Here is a 24,585-nt window from a genome sequence, read left to right on the forward strand (position 1 = left end):
AAAGCAATCATCTAAAATTAAATACTTTATTAAAGGAATACAAAACTCACAAAACATGAAAAAAAAAGTCATTATACTTTTACTGTTATTACAAATAATAATTAATTTAAATTCAACAAGCACCGATAAAAGTACTTCAATAATAAAAGAATTGCAAAAAAATTTGTATGTTTTCAATAGCAAAGAATATCAAAGCAGCAAAGACACTTTAAATAAAGTTATAAATTCAATAAATATAAACGACAAAAAAACCTTACAAAATTTAGAAAAAATTAAAAATGACCTTTTTATAATATCTGTTTTTTTCAACAATAAAAAAGGTGTTTTAATTGCACTAAATCTTGGGGCAGAAATAAACTTTAAACATAAAATATCTCCAATTTCAATTTCAATAATAAACAATGAATTTGAAATCATAAAAATATTGGTAGATTATGGAATAAGCCTTAATCAAATAGATGACACTGGACATTCTCCAATATTTTGGGCAATATATACTAATAACGAAAAAGTATTTGAATTTTTAAAAGAAAGCGGAGCTGATTTAAGCTTAACCCTTGAAAATAGAAAAACACCAATGCAAGCCGCAATAGAAACAGAAAATATAAAATTAATTGAATCTCTGAAAAAGAAAAAAATTTACATTGACGACAATTACAAAAAAGAACTTAAAACGCTGAAAAACAAAGAAATAATCGGGATTTTAGCAAAATAAAAAACAAATTTTAATACCCATCAGATGCTTGAATATTTTTATCTTTATCAATAAGATCTTTGTATATAAAAGATTTTTTAGCAAGTGCTTCTTTTAAATTTCTAGAAAAGGGTAAATTTCTCCACATTATGCCGCGTACCAATTTCTCAAGTTTTTGAATTCCTTTACTTTCCTTTTCTATCCAAAGAAAATAATCTTCAAGAAAAAAATTCTTAACATTTCCTTTTTTAATAAATTTAATATAATAATCGTAATATTGACCTGTAATTCCTGTTTCCATCCACCTAAAAGAAGCTTGTTCTTTTGCAAGCTCCCAAACAAAATCGCCAATGCCCAAAATAACTGCTCTTTTTAGGTTTTTAGCATACATAGGTATTAATATTTTACCCCTACCGTTTGCTCTATTCTTAACATCAATTGATTCCCAACAAATTCCTCTATCGCCATAAGAAGGTATTAATATAAAATAAGGAACCACTCTAAGCAAATCTCCTCTATACGCTTTTTGAAAAAGTTTAGGTTGAATATCTTCAATTTCCCAAACAAGCTGCATAATTCTTTCTCTACTTCCAAAAAATTGGGGGTTAGCAACTACATTATTTCTCAAAAGAATAGGGAAATGATTACCTCTTGGCCCTATTGCAAGTTTATTAGCACTTCTTATAACCTCAACTTCATCATGTGCAATAGTTGATTCAACAGACATTCCAATATTATTCATTTTATTTTGAATTTCTAAAAGCTCTCTGTTAGCATCTTCAATTTTATTGATAAAAACATCGATATCTCGATTTGATTTAATAAGATCATCAACATAATCACCAGCGAAATTCAAAGGCTTTAAAATCGAATGCGCATAAGGACTTCGCACTCCGTATTCAGACATATAAGGTAAATCATTTTGACTATCATTTGAAAATAAAAATCCAAACATACTTCTTAACTTACAAAGAGCTTCTTCCCTAATCTTATCAGTTCTTTTAAGACTGCTCTTTGCAAAATCAATATTTGCCAAAAGTTTTTCTCTCTTATTAAGTAAAATTTTTTCCATATCTTCTTCTTTAAGATTATCCATTGGCAAATCTGTTGCTAATCTACTAAGCTTAAAACTATTAACCCCATAAAGCCATTCATCAAAATAAATAAAAGATTCATTATAATGATTGTCCCAAATAGTTTTTGAAATCAATAGTTGAATTTCAGACCCAAGTGCATTTGGAATAAGAGCAGCGAATCTAAATAAAATTTTTTGCTCCATAGTCAATTTTGAAATGTTTTTTGCAATTGATCTGAGAAAAGACCAATAAATATTAATCACTTGATTATATTTTAATACCTTATCAATCTCTTCTGACTGCGGATTTAAATACTCTACTAAAACTTTATGAAGCTTGAGGCCAATTTCTTTACTGCTTGAAATAAGATTTTTATAAAAATCTTTAGTAAAAAATTGCTTATCATGCTCCTCTAAAGTTAAAATATTTGGCAATCTCGAATCTAAATCTGTATCTACAGAATCAGGATATTTATACAAAAAACCCCCAAAAACACCCACAAGCAACACAACAATACAAGTACAATTGTAACTCTAAAGTTTATATTTACAAAAAAATTTAGTACTATTTATTATACACAGTGTACCTTAAATCTCTGAAAGGAGAAGTCATATGAATGTAAAAGTCAATTTTTTTTTCACTCTGCCCATTGGAATCTTTTTGGGATTATTTTTACCTCTTGGAATTTATAGCTCTTTATCCCATGCTTTTATAAGATTGTCATACTTGTCTCTTATTCCCTTTTTAATATTTTCAATTCCATTAGGAATTGAAAATATTATTGAAAATAAAAACTTTAAAAAGCTCTTTGGAAAAACAATTTATTATGGACTTTTAATTAATCTATCTGGGGTTGTTGTGGCAATAATAGCTGCGACAATATATCTTCCACAAAGAATTCCAATACTAGAAAAAACAATACAAAATACATATTTTTTTGAAAAAGAAGTTTTATTAGAAACATTTTTTCCAAAAAATATTTTCAAAATATTTACATCTAGTAATCCAAATCTACTAAGCATCTATATGATTTCAATAATAATCGGCACAAGCTTTTATTATGCAAAACAAAAGGGTAGAATAACTAGAGAACTAATGCTAAGCGCATCCAATCTTTTTTATCATGCAAATGGATTTATTGTAAATATATTAAATATAGGAATAATCTTTATAACAGCAGATTACATTACAAGTTTAAAAAACTTCAAGGATTATCAAAATTACGCAAACAGCATAACATTCTTTTTGGCATGGACAATTATAATTTTATTCGTAATATTGCCAACAATTAGCTATAAATTAACAAAAAATTTCAGAATGATATATAAAGGAATCCTTGTATCATTTCAAAACATAATATTCTCAGGACTAACAAAAGATCCTTATTCTCCTTACGTGATATTAATAGAAGATATTAAAAATGAAAGAATAAATATAAAAAAATCCATAATTACAAACATACCCTTAATAAATTTTGTTTCTAAATTTGGGACTATTTTTGTTTCAGTAATATCATTTTTTATAATTTTAAAATCATATTCTAGCTTGCCTATTTCTATTTACGAAATAAGCTATATGAGTACTTTTTCATTTTTTTTTGTCCTTGCATTTCCTCATATGCCAAATAGCTTAATTTATATAATTACAATGCTTTGCTCTACCTATACAAAAGGAATAGAACTAAATGTTTCTAACATAACACCAATGCTGCCAATATTAACCTCTTTGGCCTTACTAATTGACTTTGCTTTCAACATCGCAATTATCCATATAATAAACTTTAAAGAATTAAAAGACCAATAAAAAATTAATTAAAGCTAAACAAATTAATAAGATTTGGCAAACAAAACAAAATATTTAGCCCTAGAAGAACAATAAATACAAGTCATGCCTGTTAAATCTTTGGCTTTAAAATCATCAGGAATACATCTTATTGTAGCTTTAGTTTCATTTTTAATAATATTTTCGCAATTCAAACCACCACACCAACAAGAAAGCACAAATCCAGAATAATCATTCATATAAGCTTTAAATAACTCATAACTATCCTTCCCGCTTCTAAAAATCTCCTTAGTATTTAAGGTTCTAAAATTCAATGCCTTTTTAAATAAATCCTTTTGCATAGAATCAAGTTCTGCCTTAACCTTGCTAACAAGAGAATCAAGTGATATTTGATACTTAAATTTTTTCTCTTTATCTCTTCTTGCAATAGTAACAGAATTTAAAAGAATATCATTTATTCCTACTTCCAGGCGTATTGGAATTCCTTTAAACTCAGCAGATGAAAACCTAAATCCCGGAGAACTTTTAATGTCCTTATCAATTTCAACCCTAAATTCTGCTTTTTTTAAAATTTGCACAACACAATCAGAATAGTCCAAAATTTTTTTATTAATCTCATCTTCTTTTTTAAAAATAGGAATAACAATAATTTCTATTGGAGCAATGCGAGGCGGCAAAATTAAACCTTTCTCGTCAGAATGAACCATAATCAAAGCACCAATCAACCTGGTAGAAACACCCCAACTACTAGCAAATACATGTCTCATCTTGCCATCTTTGTCTTGAAATTTTACATCAAATGCCTTTGAAAAATTTAAACCTAAATAATGGGATGTAGCGGCTTGAAGCGCTTTTTTATCTTGCATCAATGCCTCAATTGAGTAAGTAGAAACAGCACCCGCAAATTTTTCCTTTTCAGACTTTTTACCACAAAAAACTGGAATAGCTAAATAGTCTTCCATAAATCTTTTATATACATCTAAAATAAGTAAAGTTTCTTCTAATGCCTCCTCTTCAGTAGCATGTGCAGTATGCCCTTCTTGCCATAGAAATTCGGTAGTTCGCAAAAAAGGCCTTGTTCTCTTTTCCCAGCGAATAACATTTGCCCATTGATTAATTTTAAGAGGAAGATCTCTGTAAGACTTAATCCACTTGCTATACATATTCCAAATAATTGTCTCAGAAGTAGGCCTTAAAACCAAAGGCTCCACCAAACTCTCTCCACCAGCATCCTTAATAATAGCAAACTCAGGTGAAAATCCATCAATATGATCCTTTTCTTTTTCTAAAAAACCATAAGGAATAAGCATAGGAAAATATGCATTCTCATGACCTGTCTCTTTAAATTTTTTATCAAGTATACTCTGAATTTTGCTCCAAATAGAATACCCATAAGGCATAATCACCATACACCCTTTTACAGGGCTGTAATCAGCAAGTTTTGCTTTCTGAACTATATCTAAATACCACTTAGAATAATCATCTTCTTTAGATGCTATAAAATCACTCATACATTATCCTTAATAAAGCATTACATTTTTTAAAAAACTAAATAATTATATTCAATATTTTTTAACTTCAACCATAAACCGCTTATACTTATTCCCATAAGAATTTAACATAATTTTTTCTAAAATAAAAACAATTCCATCTTCATTTGGGAACAAAGCAATCTCCCTTATTTTGTAATCAACAACATTCTTTCTATAGTAATTCCCTCTTCCAACAGTAAGATGTTTTTCTAGGGTTGAATTACAATATCTAACAGATAGAAAAATATTAAAAGAAGAAGAAAGTTCTTGAGAATTAATATCCTTATTAATAAAAACTTGATATTCGTTTCCTGTTTTAAAATCAATAAAATTTAAAAAATCTGTTTCTGGAATTTCACTCTTAACATAAAAATAAATTTCTCGCCCTCTTCTTATATGATTAATTTTAAATTCTTTAACTTTAAAATTAATTATCTTTAAAAGTTCATAAAGACTTTTATCATAACTGTCTGAATACTCAATGTGCTCCTTAAAAATCCTAGAATGCAATCCGGTGTTTGCAAAATTATTTTTAATAACATCAACAAAATATGCAGCAGAATAATAATACCCATTTTCAAACCCATATTCGCCAAACATAAAATACTGATCATTATTAGAGAATCCTAAATTTTTAAAAAAAATATTTTCTGAAAATCCCAATAAAAAAGAAAAAAAATAAAAAAAAATAATATACAGTTTAATCATAAGCTTTGCGTAAGTTTAATAACAACAAATTATATACTAAACTTATTTATAATTAATTTAGTCTTACTTAAAATAATATCAAACAGCATTTTAAATTCAAAACTTTGGTATATTATTTGTTTATAGATTAAAAACTTAATATTCAAATTTTTGGGATAAATTTTTGAGCAAAAAGATCAATAGCCTAACATTAGCTTCAAAGGCCTTAAGGCAAATAATATTTTTTTGCAAGTGTTTTAAAACACAAAATTACAATAAAACTTACTTGTTGCAAATTTATCAATTTAAATCTTTTTTTAAAGGCCAAAAAATCAAAGCAAAAATATATCTCCAAAAATCTTATGCAAACAAGATTAACATCAATATACAGTCAAGTAGTATAATAATACCTGTATTTGTGATTAAAAATTTTTTGATAAACAAAACTTTGATAAATAAAATGATAAAAAATTTAATAATAAAGTCTTGCTATCAAAATAAGCAAATAAATATCAATATTTTTAATTTTTTACGATTTATTAAAAATGTTGTAAAGACAATATCTAAAATTGGATATAAAAAAGGAGAATTTCAATGAGAATGCTATTAGCAACAATAATACTTATATTAACAACAGGTTTATTAACTGCCCAATCAAAAAGCAAAGCTATGACTGAAGATGACTTTGATTTTGAGAGGCTTCTTGCAAAAGAAGAATCTGTGCGACGTTTATTTGGCATAGGCTTTGGGGTTGGATATCCACTTACAAATATTACAATATCTGTTCCATATGTAGACATAGACCTTGGTTACGGGGGATTTATAGGGCTTAAACCCAACAATTTCATGCCGTATGTTGTGGGAGGAATAGATCTTTTATTTAAAGATGAAATACACAAAAACACTATGATTTCAGGCGGCATCGGGATAGGTGCAGATTGGTCAAAAGGAAGCCCTGAGAAATCGAATGAAAAACCTGAAGAAGAAGAAGAAGAAAATGGAATCCAACAAGCAGCTTCTCTTCAAAATAGAGTGGGAATTGTGGTAAGACTGCCTTTGGTAATAGAATACAGCTTTCTTAAAAATATTGTGATTGGGTTTAAAGCTGTTGCTACTATTGGAACAACTATACTGTTTGGCAGTCCAATGTCATTTGAAGGCGCTAGATTTAATTTCTTGGGCACGGGCTTTATAAAAATATATATATAATGGAGAGTAAATGATAAAAAATTTTAAAAAAATTCATATTTTAATATTAGTATTAGGTGTAATACACCTCTCTTTTGCATCTGACAATTATATGGTCAGATGCAGCAAGGAAGAAGATTCAACCACCTGTATTGCAAAGCTTAAGGGCATAAAAGAAAAAAAAAATTATGACTTATTTTCAATGGGTATTGGGATAGGCAATCCTATTGCAAACATCATCATTACAATTCCTTACGTAAATATTGATTTTGGATATGGAGGCTTTATTGGCCTTAAATCTAACAATTTTGAAAATTATCTAAACGGCGGAATAGATATTATTTTTAAAAAACAAATTGGACAATACATGAGAATCGGCGGAGGCATTGGAGTAGGCGCAGATTGGTCAAAAACATCCCTTATACCTCCAGATGAAGAAGAAGAGACTGATTATGATAGAATAGGTGCTGTTATAAGAATTCCTTTTGTAATGGAATATAACTTTGCAAAAAATTTATCCATAGGATTCAAAATTTACCCCGCACTAGGGCCAACAATATTGCTAACAAAGCCAAACATTTTATTTGAAGGAATTAAATTCAATTTTTTTGGATTTGGATTCATAAAATTTGCATTTAATTAACCAAATAATTAAATTGGCAATTTAAAATTAAGCTCACATAAAGTAAGCTTAATTTTAATCAAACCCAGCAATAAAAGCTTGACCATCCCCATTAATAAACAAGTTTTCAGCTTTTTTGCCTATAAAAATGCTCTCGCCTTTGTTAAGATCTAAGGACTTATTTATACTCACAGATCCATCCAAAACCAACAAGACCATTGCACTATTCCTATTGACACAAATACTCTCATTCATTTTTTTTTGAATTAATTTCAAATTAGTATTTGGAAGTCTAAATACACTAAAACTATTTTGAAAATCGGGATTTAAAAATGATAATTTTCCTTCCTCAAATTGCCCAACTCTTAACATTTCTTCTTTGTCAATATACTTGGTAGTAAGTCCAGCTCTAATAACATTGTCAGAATTGGTCATAAGTTCAATGCAATCCCCCTTAAGATATGCATGAACTTCCTGACTATTTGTATAAACAACTTCTCCTGGTTTTAGCTTTAAAATATTCATACCCAAAAATACCAAAAGACCCACATCTACGCCATAAATATTGTAAATTTCATTAAACCAATAACCCCTAAAACTATCAATAAGATTTAAATTTTTTAAAATTTTTTCAATAATATTTTCAAGTTCATGCGTTTGTAAATCAAAAATAGTTTTTACAAAGTCTCTATGTGATTGAAAGTCGAAATTTAATTTAAGAATTTCACAAATTTTTTTAATCTCATCCAAAGGCAAAAAGCCTTTAAGGGCATAAAAATCACTCAAGGCATAAATAAGTTCAATTTTAGGGTTTTTGTCTTTATATATCCTTTTAGGGTCATCAATATCTATCCCTTTATTATTCTCTAATTCATACCCCTTTAAGGCAATATCTTTAGAAGGATGAATTTGAATAGATAAAGGTTTATTTGCGGACAATACCTTAAATAAAAAAGGAAATTCGTCATTACAACCTAAAAGCTCTTTATGGTCTTCCAAAAAATCGCTTAAAAACACATATTCATTCCTATATAAAATCTTACTAGAAAATGTCTTATGTGCTCCAAGCCACATTTCAGCCTTAGGTCTTCCATCAATCTTATCACCCAAAAGATTGGGAATAAAACTAATCCCTCCCCAATCATATTCTTTAATATTATTTTTCATTAAAAAAATATTATCTTCATTCATTCAGATTCCTTTAATTTTAAAGATTTCAAAAAAATTACCAAAGCTGTTGCAACTGCAACTCCAACAGCAATTGCAATAATAAACTCAAATCTATTATCAACAACAGGAAGCACTATTGGCCCTCCGTGTGGAGCATGATTAGCGACCCCTAAAAAAGCAGCAATAATGCTTGACACAGCTCCTCCTACCACTATCGAAGGAATTACTCTTCCAGGATCACTAGCAGCAAAAGGAATAGCCCCCTCACTAATACCAATAAATGAAATTAAAAAGGCTATTTTGCCGGATTCTTTCTCTTCATTTTCAAATAATTTAGGCGCTAAAAAAGTTGCAAGTCCCATAGCCATAGGAGGAACAGGAATTGCTGCTGCCACCATTCCCATTATCTCTGGTACTTGAGGAATTAGTCCCACACCAAAAAGAAATGCTACTTTATTAAAAGGCCCACCCATATCAATAGTAATCATTGAGCCTAGTATTAAACCTAAGAAAATTTTACCCAACACACCAAACGTTTCTGAATTACTCTGTAAAGATTTAAGCCCGCTTTCAAGCAGTACCATAAATTCCCCAACATAAACACCAACATACAACATAAAAAACCCAACAATAATAGTGCTTATTAACGGAATCACAAATATAGGCATCACGGGCCTTAACCACTCAGGAACAGATCTTTTTGCTAAAAACCTTGCAACATAACCTGCAAGAAACCCTGCAAATATTGCACCCAAGAAACCTGCTTTCACATTCCCAGATATTACTCCACCAACAAGACCAGGCGCAAGACCAGGCTTATCAGCAATTGCCATTGAAATAAAACCAGCAAGCACGGGCAACATCATTCCAAAAGCCACAGAACCAATATCTGCAATCTGCTTATAAAATGGATGCTCAGAAAAATTAGGACCATCGGGCCCAACCCCAACAAAAGCAATGCTAAGAGCAATTAAAATTCCTCCACTTGCAACAACAGGAATCATTGGAGATACCCCACTCATTAAATATTTATAAAAACTCCCCTTGCCTGTTGCAATCGATCCTTTAGAATTGCCATTATCACCAGAATTTTTGCAAAAAAATACTGGAGCATTAAAAGCTTCCTTAATAATATTTTCCGTATTGTTTATCGCTTTTGCAGTTGAAACTTTACAAACTCTCTTACCTTCAAATCTCTTTTCATTAATATCCTTATCAACAGCAAGTATTACAACGGCTGCATCCCTAATTTCTTCTTCTGTTAAGGCATTTTCAATACCAATAGATCCTTGAGTTTCAACTCTAATGTTGTAACCCTGCTTTTTAGCTTCATTTTCAATTTTCTTTGCTGCAATATATGTATGAGCAACTCCAACAGGACAAGCAGTAACAGCTACTATTTTCTCTGATTTTATAGCACCAAAAACCTCTTCTTTAGCTTTTCTTTGAACATTCTCCATATAATAATAAATGTCATCGGTAGTAACAATCCCACTTAAAGCATTTTGAAAAGCATCATCTTCAAACAGTTTAGCTATAAACGAAATCGCCTTAAGATGTTCATTGCCTTGTTGCTTTTTTGACATACAAATTAAAAATATTAAATTAACAGGGGGATTGTCTTCAGACCACTTAACCCCATCACCTTTAATATAAAGTAATGAAATAAAACTGGTTTTAACAACATCTCCTATAAAATGGGGAATTGCAACTCCATTTTCCCAAGAAGTGTCACCTATTTTTTCTCTATCAAGAATTCCTTGAAGAAACTCACTTTTATTATCTATATATCCCTTATCATTGACCTTTTCAACTAAAAAATCAATTACATCTTTTTTTGAATTTACTTCTGGCAAAATAAATACAAGATCTTTTTTTAAAAAATTAAAAAACATAAATGTAATCTCCTAGCAATTAAACATATTGTATAATATACAATAAAATAGCATGCTAAAGTCACCTAATATAAAAAATATTTTTACACTAAACAGGATAATTTCCTTTGAATACATATCGTAATATTGAAAAGACAAAGCAATTTTTATATTATCTAAAATAATCTGTTTATGAAAAAAAATCCAAACATTTGTATTTCCTTAACATTGCTTATTATTTCTGCTTTAAATGCACTCGCAAATGAAGAAGGCAGCACTAATGAAGAAAATAACCAATCCAAACAAAGCTCCAATTTTTTTAGCCCAGAAAGAGGATTCACATATTCAACAGGAATTGGAGTTGGAATTGGATTTTTTCTAAATTCAAATATAAAACATCTTATTTTTCGACCTTACTACACATTCTCTAATAATACTTTTGATTTTTTAATCGTTGCTATGATATTAACAAAAGAAAACCTTAATATCCCTAAAAAAATGCAATACTTTAAATCTTATATTGGAGGAGGAATAAACTGGCACATTGCAAACTTAATTAAAAAAACAAAATATTTTTCTTCTACTATTGGCATAGGTGGTCGTTTTTACTTATCTACAAACTTTATAGGAGACATTAGATTTTACGAAAAATTGCCTTATGTGCTAGAGCCTTACATGTTTATTGAAATTTCTACTAAAAAGGCAATACCTTTAATGGGATTAGATTTTAAAATTGATTTTTTATTTTTAGATACATTTAACATTTCTTTTAATTTCACTATTAGATATAATCTTAAGGAAGAAAATGAGATAGAAACATGAAAAAAAAGTCAAGGTTTTTTCTTTACTGCTATATTTTATGTCTAATGGGATTTTTATTTTTTTCCTTAAATCCCAAAGCCCTAAAACAAATTAAACACAAAATTTACGACTATTTAGAAATAATAGAAAATAAATACATTAACATTACAAAATCTATTACAATAAAAGAATCCCAATTAATACCAAAAGGATATCTTACTACCCAAATCATAAGTAAAAAACACTATACCTTGGGATATGCTGAAAGTGCAAGACAATCCGAATGGGCTGCTTATCCGCTTAAAAGAGAAATGGTAGAACTAGCATTAACTTTGTTAAAATCAAAAAAAATTAAAAGGAGTCCTAAATTCTTTGAAGACACCAACATTAAAGGCATTTTTCCAAAACTTGAAGATTACTTTAAAAGCGGTTATGACAGAGGCCACATAGTAAGTTCTGCAGACATGTCTTTTTCTGAAAATGCAATGAAAGATACATATTTTTTATCAAATATATCGCCTCAAAAAAGCGAATTTAATTCTGGAATTTGGCTAAAACTTGAAAAATTAGTAAGAGAATGGGCAATATCAAAAGGATATATATATATCATTAGTGCTGGAATTTTGACAGAAAATAAAGGATTTATTGGTAAAAGAAAAATTTTAATACCTAAAAATTTTTATAAAATAATACTAGCAATTAATAATAACAATTTTTATGACATAATCTCTTTTATTATCCCAAATGAAAAAGCAAAAGACTTGGATTTGAAAAATTACGTTGTTAACGTCGATTCAATTGAAAAAAAAACAAAAATAGATTTTTTTGAAAAACTTGATTCAAAAATTAAAAAAAATATTAAAAAAATGCAAAACACGCATTCTTGGAAGTTTAAATGAAATCAATATTTACAAAGTTAAACGTTTCTATTAATCTCTTTCTCTTTATAATTTTTATTTTAGCAACACTGGTTATATTAATTTTCTCTTATAAAATAAAATATAATGAAAATTATCAAAATTATGTTCTAGAAATTTACAATAATAATTTTATAATATTGGTTAATAAATTCGCCATCTTTATTGCTGGAATCATAGGCTCACTGTGGTCATATATTAACTACAAAAGAACCAATAATATACAATTTATACTTTTCTATTGCTTTATTAGTTCATATACATTAGAACCTATTTTAATTTCTGAAGATTTTTTTTTAAAAAATAACCTAAATTCAAGTTACTACTTATTTACAAAATTTATCCTTTTTATAAATACTTTTTCATTATTAAATTTATTTTTTTTAAGCTTATATATATGCGATTTCAAAATAAAATCAATACATTATACAATGTACATTATTTTGACCTTTGCCTGCATATATAGCTATTCAATGCCTATTAATTCGTACGAAAATAGCCAAAACTACGGCATTCTTAAAATCGAAAGTACAAAATTTTACATAGACGCTTTTTTGTTGCTTATTTTAATAAACTTTGTAGTAGCATTCTTAAGAAAAAAAAATTTTGACTATTTTTTCCTTTTTGTTTCAATGCTTTTAATATTAAGTGGGATTTACTTAAATTTGCTAAAAATACCTTACGCCTTTATTCCAATTTCAATTGGAATACCAATCTACTTAAAAAAATCAGGAAAAATTTTCTTTTATTGGCTATAAAAAAAAGTTAAAAAATAGGACGAAGTTGAAACAACAAGTGGTAAAAACAAATTATCATAATTTGCAGCATCAAAAAGCTCTACCAATACTGCTAAAATCCCAAGAATTAAAGCTGTTGTTAAATAGGGAAAAAAATAATAATATGAAAAAAAAGTAACACAAAATACAACAAAGCTACCAGAAATCGTTTTATCATTTACAAGCTTAAAAGAAGGAATTAACTTTCCAGCAAGACTTGCAAATCCATCACCAAGACATACTGAGAATATTCCAATATAATTAAAAGGCTCCATAACCAAGCAATATGATGTCAATATGCCTAAAAACAAAAACACAGGCGAAAAAGATACTTTATTGGGTAATATTTTTCTTGATTTTAATATTATGTCTGAAATATTCTTAAAGAAAAGTAGTTTTTTTTTTGTAATTCTAAAAACTTCAGAACTTAGGTATAAAACCATAAAAAGTATGTTAGAAACAAGCCCTATCCAAAAATTTATTCCATAAAAACCCAAAATTATTAAGCTAAAAATATGAAAAAATTTTCTAATAATTTCATACTTAATATCTTCTCTAAAAATTGTTCTTTTAAACACATTAAACATTATTCAATCTTTTTAAGTAGATATTAAGCCACCATTTGAAAACATTTTTTTAACACTTATCAAATCTTCCATTTATCACTGCAAATAAATTAAAATAAACAAAAACCTTTTTGCAAACCCATATCTTATAATAAAATTATTTATATTAATTTACAATTTTTTTCCAAAAAAAAATATTCTAACCTAGAGATTTATTATAAATAGGCAATACTTATTTATATTTATAAAGAAAATAATAAAGCGGGTTTACAAAAATGCTAAAAATTGAAGATAACTTATTTTTAAAATTTTGCGACTTTATATACAACAACAGTGGAATGCGTTTTGATGAAAAAAATAAATTTATTCTTCAAAGCAGAATTAATGACGCGGTACGAGAACTTAATCTTGAAAATCCATCACAACTTTATAATTTAATAATTAGTGAAAAATTCAAAAAAGAATATTTCCTAGATTTAGTCACGACTAATTTAACAAGATTTTTTAGAAATTCAATGCATTTCCAAACCTTTGAAAAATTTGTAATTCCTAATTTAATTAGTATTAAAAACATGGAAAAAAAAACCAGGATTATTATCTGGTCTGCGGGATGCTCAACAGGAGAAGAACCTTATTCATTAGCATTTGTACTCAAATCAAAACTTCCAAAAGAAATAGATTTTGTCATTATCGCTTCTGATTTAAGTTTAAAATCTTTGATGATAGCAAAAGAAGGATATTACTCATCAAATAAATGTGAAAATATTCCTAAAGAATACCGACACTATATATATTCTCACTCAAACGGATATAAAATTAAAAATGAAATTAAAAATCACATAAGATTTGATTATCATAACCTAAACTTTGAAAGTAATTTTTCACAAATTGATGTTATTTTTTGTAGAAATGTATTAATATACTTTGATGAAAAATCAAAAATTAAAGTACTTAAAAAATTCTACAATAACATGTCTAAAAACAGCTATTTATTTATAGGACACTCAGAATCCCTTTTTGGACTTAATCTTCCTTTCAAATTTTTAAAAACACCCTGGGCAATAATCTATGAAAAAAAAGATACCGGCTGTCAAAAAGAAAAATTTAAATTAAAAAATAAATATAAGTTATAATTTAACAAGAATTAAATAGGAAAAAAGTAACGGTGGAAACAAAAATTTCTGTACTTATCATAGAATACTTTGCTGTAAAGAGAAAACTTATATCAGACCTTATTAATTCATCTCCTAAACTCCAAGTCATTGCAACTGCTTCCAATGGCAAATTCGCAACAAATAAACTTAAAAAACATAACCCCGAAGTAATATTAATGAATCTAGAAGAAAACAACATTAAAGATATTTTCTTTTTGGAGAAAAAAAACAATATAAATAAAACAATACCAATTATTGTAACATCTTCAAATCAAAACCTAATAAATATTGCTGCTTTAAAAGGTGCTGATGATCTTATATTAGTATCTAAAAATAAAAAATCACATGAAAACAAAAAAGAACAAATTATTAATTCTCTTTTGACCTATGGATCGATATCTATAAAAAACAAAATTATCTGCAATAAGGATATGGAAACAAAAAGCTATAAGAAAGCTAAAATTTTTTTAAATCACAAAAATGACATTTTTTCATTAACTCAACTTGAAGGACATATAGAAGAAAAAATATTAAATGAAAAAGAAATCAAAAAACTTAAACTGAGAAAATTCGACATAATAGCAATTGGAGTATCAGCAGGGGGGCCCGTAGCCTTGAAATCAATATTACCAGAAATACCTGAAAGCTTTCCACCAATAATAATTGTTCAACATATGCCCAAAGGATTTACAGAAGAATTTGCAAAAAATCTTAATAATCTTTGCAAAATAAAAGTAAAAGAAACTGCCAATAAAGAAATATTAAAGCAAGGACATGCATACATAAGCTCGGGCGGATATCATACAAGAATAAAAAAAATTGATGGTAACTATCAAATACAAATATTTGATGACAAACATATAAATGGTCACAAACCATCTATTGGGGTATTATTTCAATCTATTGCAGAAATTGCAAAAGACAAAGCAATTGCCCTAATAATGACTGGAATGGGAAATGACGGATCAAGAGAAATTGGCGATATAAAAAAAGCTGGGGGGCTAACTATTGCACAAGATAAAGAAAGTTCCATGGTTTTTGGAATGCCAAAAATAGCAATAAAAGAAAACAACATAGACTATATAGTTCCTCTAAACCATATGGTAGAATTATTAAAGGCTATACTAATTAATAGCTAATTTTTTTAACAAGGAATATTTTTTGGACAACAAAAAAGACAACACCAAAATAGAAGACTGCTTTTCTCATGTAAGTAAATTTAATATACACAATAAAACAATATATATACTTGGAACTGCGCACGTGTCAAAAAAAAGCTCAGAAGATACTGCGAATTTAATAGAAATCTTAAAGCCAGACTATATTGCCGTTGAACTCGATGAAGCTCGATATCATTCAATCTTAAACACTGATGAAAATGAAAAATGGAGGAACTTAGATATAGATAAAGCTTTAAAACAAGGAAAAGCCTTCTTTCTCATAATAAATATAATTCTTAGTAATTTTCAAAAAAAATTAGCAAAAGAACAGGGAATAAAACCTGGTGAAGAAATGAAAACAGCTATTTTAAAAGCTAAAGAACACAATATTCCACTAATTCTTGCTGACAGAAAAATTGAAACAACTCTAAAAAGAGCGTGGATATCTATTCCAATATTTGAAAAAGCAAAAATAATCTCAAGCCTTTTTTCCCTAACAGATACAAAAATTACAACAGATGAAATTGAAAAACTCAAAGAACAAGACGCTCTTTCAAAAATAATGGAAGAACTTTCCAAAGAAATACCTAAAGTAAAAAAAGCTTTAATAGAGGAAAGAGACGAATTTATTGCAAACAAAATACTTGAAGGAAAAGGCATTATTCTTGCCATTGTAGGCGCAGGACATGTAAACGGAATAATGAAAACCTTAAAAGAAATAAGTCAAAATAAAAAAATAATAAACGTTGAAGAACTCGACAGAATACCTAAAAAACATTTTTCATTTAGCAAAATGCTATCTTACTTAATTGCAATTTCAATCATTTTACTAATAGCAAGCTCTTTTTACTTTAAAGGATTTGATTTTGCTTACAAAAATTTAAAACTTTGGATAATATCTAACTCTCTCTTTTCAGGCATTGCATCCATCTTATTGAAATCTCATCCTTTAACAATTTTAACAGCTATTATGGGGTCTCCAATATTCTCCTTAATACCATTCATAGGAACAGGCATGGTAGCAGGACTTGTTGAAGCTTACATAAACAAACCAAAGGTCAAAGATTTTGAGAATCTACAAGAAGAATTGTCAACAACAAAAGGATATTTCAAAAACAAAGTTACAAGAATTTTACTAATAGCACTTTTTGTAAACCTTGGATCTACAATTGGAACAATTGTAGGACTTAAATTTTTATTAAATGTTTTCAAATAAACCCTTAAAATGATAAATATCTACACAGGAGTACATATATGGGACTTGTATTTTTAGGTCCTCCAGGTTCTGGAAAGGGGACTATTTCAAAAATTATTTCTAAAGAATTTAAATACCATCACATTTCAACAGGAGATTTATTTAGAGAAAATATTTTAAATTCTACAACTCTTGGAAAAGAAATAAAAAAAATTGTTGAAAAGGGAGAACTGGTCCCAGACCTAATTACAATCAAAATTGTAGAAGATAAAATCAGAGCTATTGAAAAGAACAAAAATTTTATTTTAGATGGATTTCCGCGCAACATTTGTCAAGCTGAAGCTCTTGACAAATTTTTGCCAAACGTAAAAATAATAAACTTTTTAATTGATGAAGAATTGGTAATAAAAAGACTCTCAGGAAGAAGAATTTGCAAATCTTGTAATAATATTTTCAATATATATACCCTAGCCACAAAAATTAATGGCATTTGCGACGTTTGCGGAGGAGACCTTTACCAACGAGAAGATGATAAAGAAGAATGCCTAAAAATAAGACTTAAAGAATATAAATTACAAACAAAACCATTAATAGAATTTTACTCAAAATGCTCTAGACTTAATAATGTTGATGCATCTGTTAAAATTGATGAAATCAGAAAAAAAATAATTAAAATAATGTTAAAAAAAAATTAAATGGGAAAGGTATTCAAAATAAAAATGTTAAAAAAAATTTGCTTTTGCTTGCTTTTTTTGCAAGTAAAAATAATTCTTGCCCAAGATCAACAAGACTTAAAATTCGATGATAAATATTTTTACTTTACTTTTCAATCTGCTTATTATCCTCCCCACGAACTGGGAACAAATGGAAGCAAATTTTCACAAAGCTTTAAATATCCCAACTTCCAAAATATTGAACCAAGTTTGAAAATTCCAGCCAATTATTGGGGGGGAATAAAATTAATATCATACGTAGGATACTATAAAAATTTTAAAGCTTTAAACAATCCCAATTCTATATTTTTTAAAAACAATGGAATAGACGTCGACTTAAATATCGGACTATCTCCCGTTAGTATCTCATTTAAAAGCATGCTAGGCTTTACTCCTATTGCTTTTCTAAATTTATATGCATCAAATGAAATTGGTATAGGTTGGGAAGCTTTTGGATTTAAGGGAATTGGCGTGCACATTAAAAATGGAAAATATTCAAATACTATTGAATTTTATTCAGAAATAATAATAGGGGGACGACTCCAATTTGATTTAAACGCTATTTTTCAAGGAGAATGGACACACATTATTACAGTTATTGGCAATGATTTTACATACTTAATTAATCCTCATGCAAACAAAGATCAACTTTGGAAATATAAAGCAGACGATGGTAAAAATATAAATGGCATGCTAATAAAGCCCTATGCTCTTTTAGCTTATAAAATGCCAATACCTCTTAACACCATAGGTCTACTTTATGAAGGAAAAACACAAATCGGCAAAGAAAGAAACACAAGCTCATGGAAAAACAAAGGTTGGGGAAGTGATATTTTTTACCACAATATTTCTATTATTACTAATTTTGAAATTGTCAAGCCTTTAACAATTGGCCTTCAACTAAAATTATCTACAAACCCTACATACACAAATAACACCGCTGGACTGGCTGATATTTCAAAAAGAATAGCAACTAGCAATTCTTATTTTTACTACGATTCTATTGGAATATCTATAACTTATAAATACTAAAATCTAATAAATATAAAATTTTAATATCTAAACTGATTCCTTCCAGAAACTTTGGCCTCATAAAGCTTGCTATCAGCAAGTTTTATGATATTGGTAAAATTGTTATCAATAGGAATTTCTTGAGCAAGCCCTATTGAAACAGTTACAATACTAGAAATACTACTATGCTCATGAACTATTCTTAAACACTTTATATCATTAATCATTGTTTTAATAATGCAAATCATTTCACTTAGGCTCTTGTTAACAGAAAAAAAAATAAATTCTTCTCCTCCATATCGAGCAACATCTATTTTATATTTTAAAGAAACCTTATATAAAGCTTTAGCAATCAATTTAAGGCACTCATCACCATTGGTGTGGCCATAATTATCATTGTAATTTTTAAAATTATCAATATCCAACATTCCAACAATTACTACTTCTTTACTTTCTAAAGCCTTCATCCACGACTTAGAAAATTTATCCATAAAAAATCTTCTGTTTGGAATCTGAGTAAGCCCATCAATTCTAGATAAGCTTTTAAAATAATCTCTTAACCGTTTTAATTCAAGATGCGTCTTAACTCTAGCGTCAATTATTCGGCTATTAAAGGGCTTTAAAATATAATCTACTCCACCAACGTTAAATCCCTCAAGTTGAGCATCTGTAGAACTTCTTGAACTAATGAAAATTACAGGAATCTCTTTAGTATCAGGATCGCTTTTTAGCTTTCTGCACACCTCATATCCATTAATATCTGGAAGCCCTATGTCAAGAAGTATAAGATCAGGACTATCTTTTTCAACTTGCTTTAAAGCATCAAGTCCATTTGTTGCAACCTCAACCTCATAAGAATCTTGCAATATATTTACCAATAAATCTAAATTGGTGGGAGAATCATCCACAATTAAAAGCTTTTGATTCTCTACTTCAAAAGATTTATCTTTAATTATCATTTCCACTACTAATACTCTTATTATCGCCAAACGTTTCAATAATCTCTTTAAGAATCTTAGAGCTTTCAGCGAATCTATATAATCTTAAATTTCTGCGAAGTTCACTAAATAATACCTGAATATTATCGTCTAAAACATACTTGTCAATACTCTCAAGAATTTCGTTGTATTCTCTTGGCTTTCTGGTTTTAATACCAATTAAAAGTTTATTGAGAAGGTTTAAAAATTGATCATTGTTTTTAAAGTATAGCTTATTATCACTAACAATCTCAGGCTCAAACAAAACATTCTCCTTTATGTCGTTCATTAGTCGCAATAAATTATCTTTTACAAAAGAATACATTTTTTTTAACTCATAAATTGAATCTTTACTTGTTTCAATCTTTTTAAAATCTTTATACAATTCGCTACGCATATTAGAAAGAGCTCCAGATATTGAATGCGATATGCTCCTAATTAAAGACAAATTTTCCTCATCAAAAGCTTTTTCTAAATCAATAATATTAATAGAAATAAAATCAACAAGTCCTCTACATAATTCAGAATATGATACATACGAAAGATTTAATTCTTTTAAAGCCCTATTAACATCTAAGTTGGGAAACTTAACAAGTTGATTCAAATCTTCATTTTCCCAAATATCATTAGCTTCAAACTGTAAATATTTTCTTAATATAATTTTAATTGAACTTATGTGTATTGGTTTTGAAATGTAATCATTCATACCACTTGCAAAACACTTGTCTTTATAATCTTGCAAAGCATGCGCTGTTACAGCAACCAAAATGCACGGCTTTAAATTCTTTGCCTTTTCAAATTTTCTAATTTCTTTAGCCACTGAAAATCCATCATATCTTGGCATTCGTATATCAATAAAAGAGATAGCATATTTTTTTTCTTTTAAAGATTTTAAAGCCTTTACTCCGTCATCTACAATATCAATAAAATTTTCGTTAATACCTATTACGACAAGAATGTCTTTCAACACTTTTTGATTTACTTGATTATCTTCAGCTATTAACACATTAATAGGTTCTTTTATCTTAAAAGCACTATCTACTGGAACTAAATCTTCAAAATCCATTTCTGTTTTAAGCTCTTTTTTAGAAAGAATAGAGGATATATTAAGTCCCATTAACGGCTTTTTAACATACATATATTTTAAATTTTTTAAAGCTTTATTCTCTAAATAATAAAATAAAAAAATAATTTGTACATCAGGGCTTAGTCTTTCAATATTATTAGCAAATCGAATACTCTCTTGAATATTGTCGTTATTTACATTTACACAAACAAAATTATAAAAAGAGTATTTCTTAAATAATTTGTAAGCATCTTCAAAAGACGCTACATAGTGCAAATTAGAAGATTGGCCTAACAAAGTTGAACATTGTTCAAAAATTTTAATAGATTTTTGACTCAAGAGAACGTTCAGCACTTTATTATTACTATTTATTGATTGGCATCTATTGACTGATAAACCTTTACTTTTAAGCTCTCCTCCCAAGAAAAAAGGCAGCATAAATGAAAAAGTTGTACCCTCTCCCACCTCACTATCAACAGAAATGCCAAGACCGCCCATTAACCTTATAAGCTCTCTAGATATTGACAATCCTAATCCCGCACCCTCATGGACCCTTGAAGAAGAATCATCCTCTTGTTTAAATATTTCAAATATCTTAGAAAGATTTTCTCTTTTAATGCCTTTGCCTGTATCTATTACCTTAAATTCAATTGTAACCAACACTCTATTATCATCAGCTCTTGTTCTACATACTTCTTCATAGTTTAAAACAATAACACCATCATCTGTAAACTTAAAAGCATTTCCTATTAAATTAATTAAAACTTGTTTAATTTTTACAATGTCACCTTTTATATAATTCTTCAAATCAGATTTAGAATAAGAGAATAAATCAATATTTTTCTTTGCACATTGAGATTGAAAGGTTTTTAAAACCATTTCCATTTCATTCTCTAAATCAATCTCTTGACTCTCAACATGTAATTCATTGACATCTATTTGAGACAAATACAATATATCATCAATTAAAGAAAGCAAAGAGTCAGATGAATAATTTATCATCCTAACATAGTCTTTTTGAACATCCGTAAGAATAGTTGTATCCAAAAGCTCCGTAGCCGCCATTATTCCATTAATAGGAGTACGAATATCATGACTGATGTTAGCTATAAAAATGGTTTTAGCAGTATTAGCAGCTTCTGCAACCTTTTTTTCATTCATTACAAAAGAGTATTTTCTTTTCTGTTCAAATGATAATTTGAACAGAAAAATTATTACAAATCCTAAAAAAGTAAAATAAAATATAATGACCGTTAACACCAAAAATTCGAAATTTTTAAACCTACTGCCTTTGGATTTATAATAAATATCAAATTTCCAATCATTTAAATACCTTTGACTATCAACATTTGAACGCATAACAACTTTTTGAATAATTTCTTTCAAGATATAATCTTGATTGTAAATAGCAAGACTCAAATCAAAAGCCAAATCTCTAAAAGTAGGAAGTTTTTCAACATCAACAACATTTAATTCTTCAAAAACAGCAGCAGCTGTATACTCATCGCTAATAATCCCATCTATCTTTCCCTTATAAAGAAGAAGTAGGGCTTCTTTAAAGCTACTCACCAGAAAAAGCTTTGATTTAATCTTGGAAGCCAAATTTTCACTATATAAAAAATCAAGTACAGCAAACTTCTCTAAAGATCTAGATGGAAGCACCCTTTTTTTATTTGAAAAAATATAAAGTGGAATTTGAGAATTTAATTTTATATTAAAAACATTATCCAAATTTGAATCGATCGCATTAGTATTTAGCATATCGATTTTTCCAGATTTGATTAATTTTTTGAGCTCCAAACTGCTATATGCTTCAATTATATTAAATTCCAAACCTGAAAACATTCTAATCTTATCAAGCAAAAATTGATTTATTCCTTTATAACTATTTGCTTCAACATAATCTATTGGATACCAATTTTTAACAGCAAGATTTAATTTATTATTTTTTGATAACCAAATTTTTTCTTCTACATTGAATTTAACCTTATTCATGATTTTATAACTATTTATTCGAGAACTATTAATCTCTTCTTTATCCAGCCAATTTTTATCTATTTGAAGTAAAGATTCAAATGAAATATCATCAAATATAGAATTAAGAATGTATTTAATAATCTTGTAAACCCTATTATCAATAGCCAATACTAAAAACCTATTTTTATTAAAAATCGAATCGTAAGATTTTAATATTCCGTTATATCCATTTAATTTTAATAAATATTTTGTTGTTATTGAATTTTCTATAAATCCATATGAATTATTAACAATATCTATAAAGTTATTAACAATGTCTTGATCCTTATTTAATCGAATATTATTAAAATCAAAATCAATAAACTGAGAATTTATTGGACCAGCGGTATTGCTTAAACCTTTAGAATAAAATTTAAAATTAAGCGGATATATTGGCTTACTTACTACATAATTAACATTTTCAAAGACACTATCATTACTAATAATTCCTCCAAAAATGCCTACTGACTTTCCATCTAATGATTTCTTAATATCCTCTTTAGGAAACCCCTTAAAAATAGGTTTAAAGATATGCTTTCTTGAAATAAGATTCCATAAATCTACTAAAATGCCAGACAACTTTCCCTTTGAATTAATAAAACTCAAAGGGGGATAATCGTTATATAGCCCAACATCAATAAAACTTCCCTTAACAGTACTGTCCAAAAAAGACACAACATATTCATCAGGCATTTTCATCAAATACGAAAATAAATCTAAATTTAAATTCTTTATTATCTCAGGAGCATTTCTACTAATAGCCACTCTATTTTTTATGCTATAAAACACATCTCCATTAAAAATCCCAAGATCTTCACCTAAAATAAACTTTGAAACATAATATAAAGTCTTACAGTCACCATATATATAATCAACTTTATCATTTTTTAAAGCCAATAATAATTCTTGAACATTATTAACCAAAAAAATGTTGTTAGCACCTCTTAGTCTTAAAATATCTTCATATATTGTGTTTTTAATAACTCCTATATTAAAATTGGATAAAAATGTTGAATGAGTACTTTTATATTTTTTATTAGAGCTTTTATAAAACAAAATTGCAATACTCCTGGCAAGTTCACCTTTAAAATAAAATAAATCATTTAATTTTGAATTATAAGTCAATCCTAAATATATTGCTTCGTCTTCAATTTTACTTTCATTTAAATTATCAACAGGCTCAACTATAATATCAACATTATTATCTTTTGCCCATTTGTCTAAAATAGAAAAAATAAGCCCTTCATATTCTCCTTTATTATTCTTATGGTAAAAGGGGAAATATTGACCTACAAGCTTAAACTTGAAAATATCCTTAGGGAATAAATTGGCGTTGACAAAGCAAACCAAAAGTAAAATTAAAAAATTAGTACTTAAAAAGTTTGCTTTTTTCATGTTATTTTAAAATTTCCTTATTAAAATACAATAGTTCTACTAATGTGTAAAAATAAGTATACACAATAAAATCAAAGTTTAAAGTACAAAATAAAAACCCTGGCAATAACTTACTCTCCCGCGAACTCGCAGTACCATCAGCGAATAAGAGCTTAACTTCTGTGTTCGGAATGATAACAGGTGTTTCCTCTTTTCTTTAACCACCAGGGTTTT

Annotated in this window: 20 protein-coding genes, 1 rRNA gene and 1 pseudogene; 13 read left to right on the plus strand and 9 right to left on the minus strand. The window is 27.9% G+C overall.

Annotation, left to right across the window (positions count from 1 at the left end; genetic code table 11):
* The first annotated feature begins 55 nt into the window (after nt 1-55).
* A complete protein-coding gene (locus tag QIA27_RS02485; protein WP_301403548.1) occupies nt 56-715 on the plus strand; it encodes an ankyrin repeat domain-containing protein in 660 nt (219 codons plus the stop codon).
* A 10-nt stretch (nt 716-725) separates the two neighbouring features.
* Here the strand turns inward: QIA27_RS02485 and QIA27_RS02490 are convergent, their stop codons facing one another.
* Nucleotides 726-2,276 (minus strand): hypothetical protein, encoded by a 1,551-nt coding sequence (locus QIA27_RS02490; protein ID WP_301403711.1) that lies wholly within the window; start codon nt 2,274-2,276, stop codon nt 726-728.
* 106 nt (nt 2,277-2,382) lie between these two features.
* Here QIA27_RS02490 and QIA27_RS02495 point away from each other — a divergent pair, with 106 nt between their 5' ends.
* A complete protein-coding gene (locus QIA27_RS02495) occupies nt 2,383-3,573 on the plus strand; it encodes a dicarboxylate/amino acid:cation symporter (RefSeq protein WP_301403549.1) in 1,191 nt (396 codons plus the stop codon).
* Nucleotides 3,574-3,596: 23 nt separating this feature from the next.
* Here QIA27_RS02495 and proS read toward each other — a convergent pair whose 3' ends face one another.
* Together proS and QIA27_RS02505 are read right to left on the minus strand one after the other, a co-directional pair.
* Nucleotides 3,597-5,063, minus strand: a complete 1,467-nt coding sequence (gene proS / locus QIA27_RS02500) for a proline--tRNA ligase (RefSeq protein WP_301386363.1) — start codon at nt 5,061-5,063, stop codon at nt 3,597-3,599.
* 51 nt (nt 5,064-5,114) lie between these two features.
* Nucleotides 5,115-5,792, minus strand: a complete 678-nt coding sequence (locus QIA27_RS02505; protein ID WP_301386364.1) for a DUF2259 domain-containing protein — start codon at nt 5,790-5,792, stop codon at nt 5,115-5,117.
* Between the two features lie 163 nt (nt 5,793-5,955).
* Between QIA27_RS02505 and QIA27_RS02510 the strand changes: the two are divergent.
* The 3 genes and pseudogenes from QIA27_RS02510 (at nt 5,956) to QIA27_RS02520 (ending at nt 7,602) form a co-directional block, all read left to right on the plus strand.
* Nucleotides 5,956-6,369 (plus strand): annotated as a pseudogene (locus tag QIA27_RS02510) (hypothetical protein).
* Complete coding sequence (locus QIA27_RS02515) at nt 6,366-6,980, plus strand: DUF3996 domain-containing protein (protein ID WP_301353706.1); 615 nt, start codon at nt 6,366-6,368, stop codon at nt 6,978-6,980. Before QIA27_RS02510 ends, QIA27_RS02515 begins: the two are co-directional and overlap by 4 nt.
* A gap of 10 nt (nt 6,981-6,990) precedes the next feature.
* Complete coding sequence (locus QIA27_RS02520; RefSeq protein WP_301386365.1) at nt 6,991-7,602, plus strand: DUF3996 domain-containing protein; 612 nt, start codon at nt 6,991-6,993, stop codon at nt 7,600-7,602.
* A 54-nt stretch (nt 7,603-7,656) separates the two neighbouring features.
* On the opposite strand, the gene manA is transcribed toward QIA27_RS02520, so the two are convergent.
* Together manA and QIA27_RS02530 are read right to left on the minus strand one after the other, a co-directional pair.
* On the minus strand, nt 7,657-8,772 hold the full coding sequence (gene manA / locus QIA27_RS02525) for a mannose-6-phosphate isomerase, class I (RefSeq protein ID WP_301386366.1): 1,116 nt from the start codon (nt 8,770-8,772) through the stop codon (nt 7,657-7,659).
* The gene (locus QIA27_RS02530; RefSeq protein WP_301386367.1) at nt 8,769-10,646 is read right to left on the minus strand and encodes a fructose-specific PTS transporter subunit EIIC; all 1,878 of its coding nucleotides are present in this window, start codon (nt 10,644-10,646) and stop codon (nt 8,769-8,771) included. The genes manA and QIA27_RS02530 overlap by 4 nt, the downstream gene beginning before the upstream one ends.
* Before the next feature lie 171 nt (nt 10,647-10,817).
* Between QIA27_RS02530 and QIA27_RS02535 the strand changes: the two genes are divergently transcribed.
* Genes QIA27_RS02535 through QIA27_RS02545 form a run of 3 tightly spaced genes read left to right on the plus strand, consistent with a single transcriptional unit; the run spans nt 10,818 to nt 13,101 of the window.
* Complete coding sequence (locus QIA27_RS02535) at nt 10,818-11,447, plus strand: hypothetical protein (protein ID WP_301386368.1); 630 nt, start codon at nt 10,818-10,820, stop codon at nt 11,445-11,447.
* The gene (locus QIA27_RS02540; protein WP_301386369.1) at nt 11,444-12,325 is read left to right on the plus strand and encodes a DNA/RNA non-specific endonuclease; all 882 of its coding nucleotides are present in this window, start codon (nt 11,444-11,446) and stop codon (nt 12,323-12,325) included. Before QIA27_RS02535 ends, QIA27_RS02540 begins: the two co-directional genes overlap by 4 nt.
* The gene (locus QIA27_RS02545) at nt 12,322-13,101 is read left to right on the plus strand and encodes a hypothetical protein (protein ID WP_301353713.1); all 780 of its coding nucleotides are present in this window, start codon (nt 12,322-12,324) and stop codon (nt 13,099-13,101) included. Before QIA27_RS02540 ends, QIA27_RS02545 begins: the two co-directional genes overlap by 4 nt.
* Here the strand turns inward: QIA27_RS02545 and QIA27_RS02550 are convergent.
* Nucleotides 13,089-13,706, minus strand: coding sequence for a diacylglycerol/polyprenol kinase family protein (locus tag QIA27_RS02550; protein ID WP_301403550.1), 618 nt, complete (start codon nt 13,704-13,706; stop codon nt 13,089-13,091). The two genes, QIA27_RS02545 and QIA27_RS02550, sit on opposite strands and share 13 nt — an antisense overlap.
* A 254-nt stretch (nt 13,707-13,960) precedes the next feature.
* On the opposite strand from QIA27_RS02550, the gene QIA27_RS02555 reads away from it, so the two are divergent.
* The 5 genes from QIA27_RS02555 to QIA27_RS02575 are packed head-to-tail and all read left to right on the plus strand — an operon-like array spanning nt 13,961 to nt 18,939.
* Nucleotides 13,961-14,818 carry a protein-glutamate O-methyltransferase gene (locus tag QIA27_RS02555; RefSeq protein WP_301353716.1) on the plus strand — a complete coding sequence of 286 codons (858 nt, stop codon included), beginning with the start codon at nt 13,961-13,963 and terminating at the stop codon, nt 14,816-14,818.
* A gap of 32 nt (nt 14,819-14,850) precedes the next feature.
* The gene (locus QIA27_RS02560; protein WP_301403551.1) at nt 14,851-15,978 is read left to right on the plus strand and encodes a chemotaxis protein CheB; all 1,128 of its coding nucleotides are present in this window, start codon (nt 14,851-14,853) and stop codon (nt 15,976-15,978) included.
* Between the two features lie 22 nt (nt 15,979-16,000).
* Nucleotides 16,001-17,215 (plus strand): TraB family protein, encoded by a 1,215-nt coding sequence (locus QIA27_RS02565; RefSeq protein WP_301403552.1) that lies wholly within the window; start codon nt 16,001-16,003, stop codon nt 17,213-17,215.
* Between the two features lie 38 nt (nt 17,216-17,253).
* Nucleotides 17,254-17,889 (plus strand): adenylate kinase, encoded by a 636-nt coding sequence (locus QIA27_RS02570; protein WP_301353720.1) that lies wholly within the window; start codon nt 17,254-17,256, stop codon nt 17,887-17,889.
* Entirely contained in the window at nt 17,890-18,939 is a 1,050-nt protein-coding gene (locus tag QIA27_RS02575) for a hypothetical protein (protein ID WP_301403553.1), read from the plus strand.
* A 20-nt stretch (nt 18,940-18,959) separates the two neighbouring features.
* On the opposite strand, the gene rrp1 is transcribed toward QIA27_RS02575, so the two are convergent.
* The 3 genes from rrp1 to rrf all read right to left on the minus strand — a co-directional run bounded on the left by rrp1 (nt 18,960) and on the right by rrf (nt 24,580).
* Nucleotides 18,960-19,883, minus strand: a complete 924-nt coding sequence (rrp1, locus tag QIA27_RS02580) for a cyclic-di-GMP-producing response regulator Rrp1 (protein ID WP_301403554.1) — start codon at nt 19,881-19,883, stop codon at nt 18,960-18,962.
* Nucleotides 19,867-24,372, minus strand: a complete 4,506-nt coding sequence (locus QIA27_RS02585; RefSeq protein ID WP_301403555.1) for an ATP-binding protein — start codon at nt 24,370-24,372, stop codon at nt 19,867-19,869. Before QIA27_RS02585 ends, rrp1 begins: the two co-directional genes overlap by 17 nt.
* Before the next feature lie 97 nt (nt 24,373-24,469).
* A 5S ribosomal RNA gene (gene rrf / locus QIA27_RS02590) occupies nt 24,470-24,580 on the minus strand.
* Nucleotides 24,581-24,585 lie beyond the last annotated feature (5 nt).

Source organism: [Borrelia] tanukii, from assembly GCF_030439725.2.
Classification (GTDB): domain Bacteria; phylum Spirochaetota; class Spirochaetia; order Borreliales; family Borreliaceae; genus Borreliella; species Borreliella tanukii.

Bases quoted from the DNA above. Each gene is read 5' to 3' on its own strand.
- QIA27_RS02485 (WP_301403548.1), top strand. From the start codon at position 56: ATGAAAAAAAAAGTCATTATACTTTTACTGTTATTACAAATAATAATT.
- QIA27_RS02495 (WP_301403549.1), top strand. From the start codon at position 2,383: ATGAATGTAAAAGTCAATTTTTTTTTCACTCTGCCCATTGGAATCTTT.
- proS (WP_301386363.1), bottom strand. From the start codon at position 5,063: ATGAGTGATTTTATAGCATCTAAAGAAGATGATTATTCTAAGTGGTAT.
- QIA27_RS02505 (WP_301386364.1), bottom strand. From the start codon at position 5,792: ATGATTAAACTGTATATTATTTTTTTTTATTTTTTTTCTTTTTTATTG.
- QIA27_RS02515 (WP_301353706.1), top strand. From the start codon at position 6,366: ATGAGAATGCTATTAGCAACAATAATACTTATATTAACAACAGGTTTA.
- QIA27_RS02520 (WP_301386365.1), top strand. From the start codon at position 6,991: ATGATAAAAAATTTTAAAAAAATTCATATTTTAATATTAGTATTAGGT.
- manA (WP_301386366.1), bottom strand. From the start codon at position 8,772: ATGAATGAAGATAATATTTTTTTAATGAAAAATAATATTAAAGAATAT.
- QIA27_RS02530 (WP_301386367.1), bottom strand. From the start codon at position 10,646: ATGTTTTTTAATTTTTTAAAAAAAGATCTTGTATTTATTTTGCCAGAA.
- QIA27_RS02535 (WP_301386368.1), top strand. From the start codon at position 10,818: ATGAAAAAAAATCCAAACATTTGTATTTCCTTAACATTGCTTATTATT.
- QIA27_RS02540 (WP_301386369.1), top strand. From the start codon at position 11,444: ATGAAAAAAAAGTCAAGGTTTTTTCTTTACTGCTATATTTTATGTCTA.
- QIA27_RS02545 (WP_301353713.1), top strand. From the start codon at position 12,322: ATGAAATCAATATTTACAAAGTTAAACGTTTCTATTAATCTCTTTCTC.
- QIA27_RS02550 (WP_301403550.1), bottom strand. From the start codon at position 13,706: ATGTTTAATGTGTTTAAAAGAACAATTTTTAGAGAAGATATTAAGTAT.
- QIA27_RS02555 (WP_301353716.1), top strand. From the start codon at position 13,961: ATGCTAAAAATTGAAGATAACTTATTTTTAAAATTTTGCGACTTTATA.
- QIA27_RS02570 (WP_301353720.1), top strand. From the start codon at position 17,254: ATGGGACTTGTATTTTTAGGTCCTCCAGGTTCTGGAAAGGGGACTATT.
- QIA27_RS02575 (WP_301403553.1), top strand. From the start codon at position 17,890: ATGGGAAAGGTATTCAAAATAAAAATGTTAAAAAAAATTTGCTTTTGC.
- QIA27_RS02585 (WP_301403555.1), bottom strand. From the start codon at position 24,372: ATGAAAAAAGCAAACTTTTTAAGTACTAATTTTTTAATTTTACTTTTG.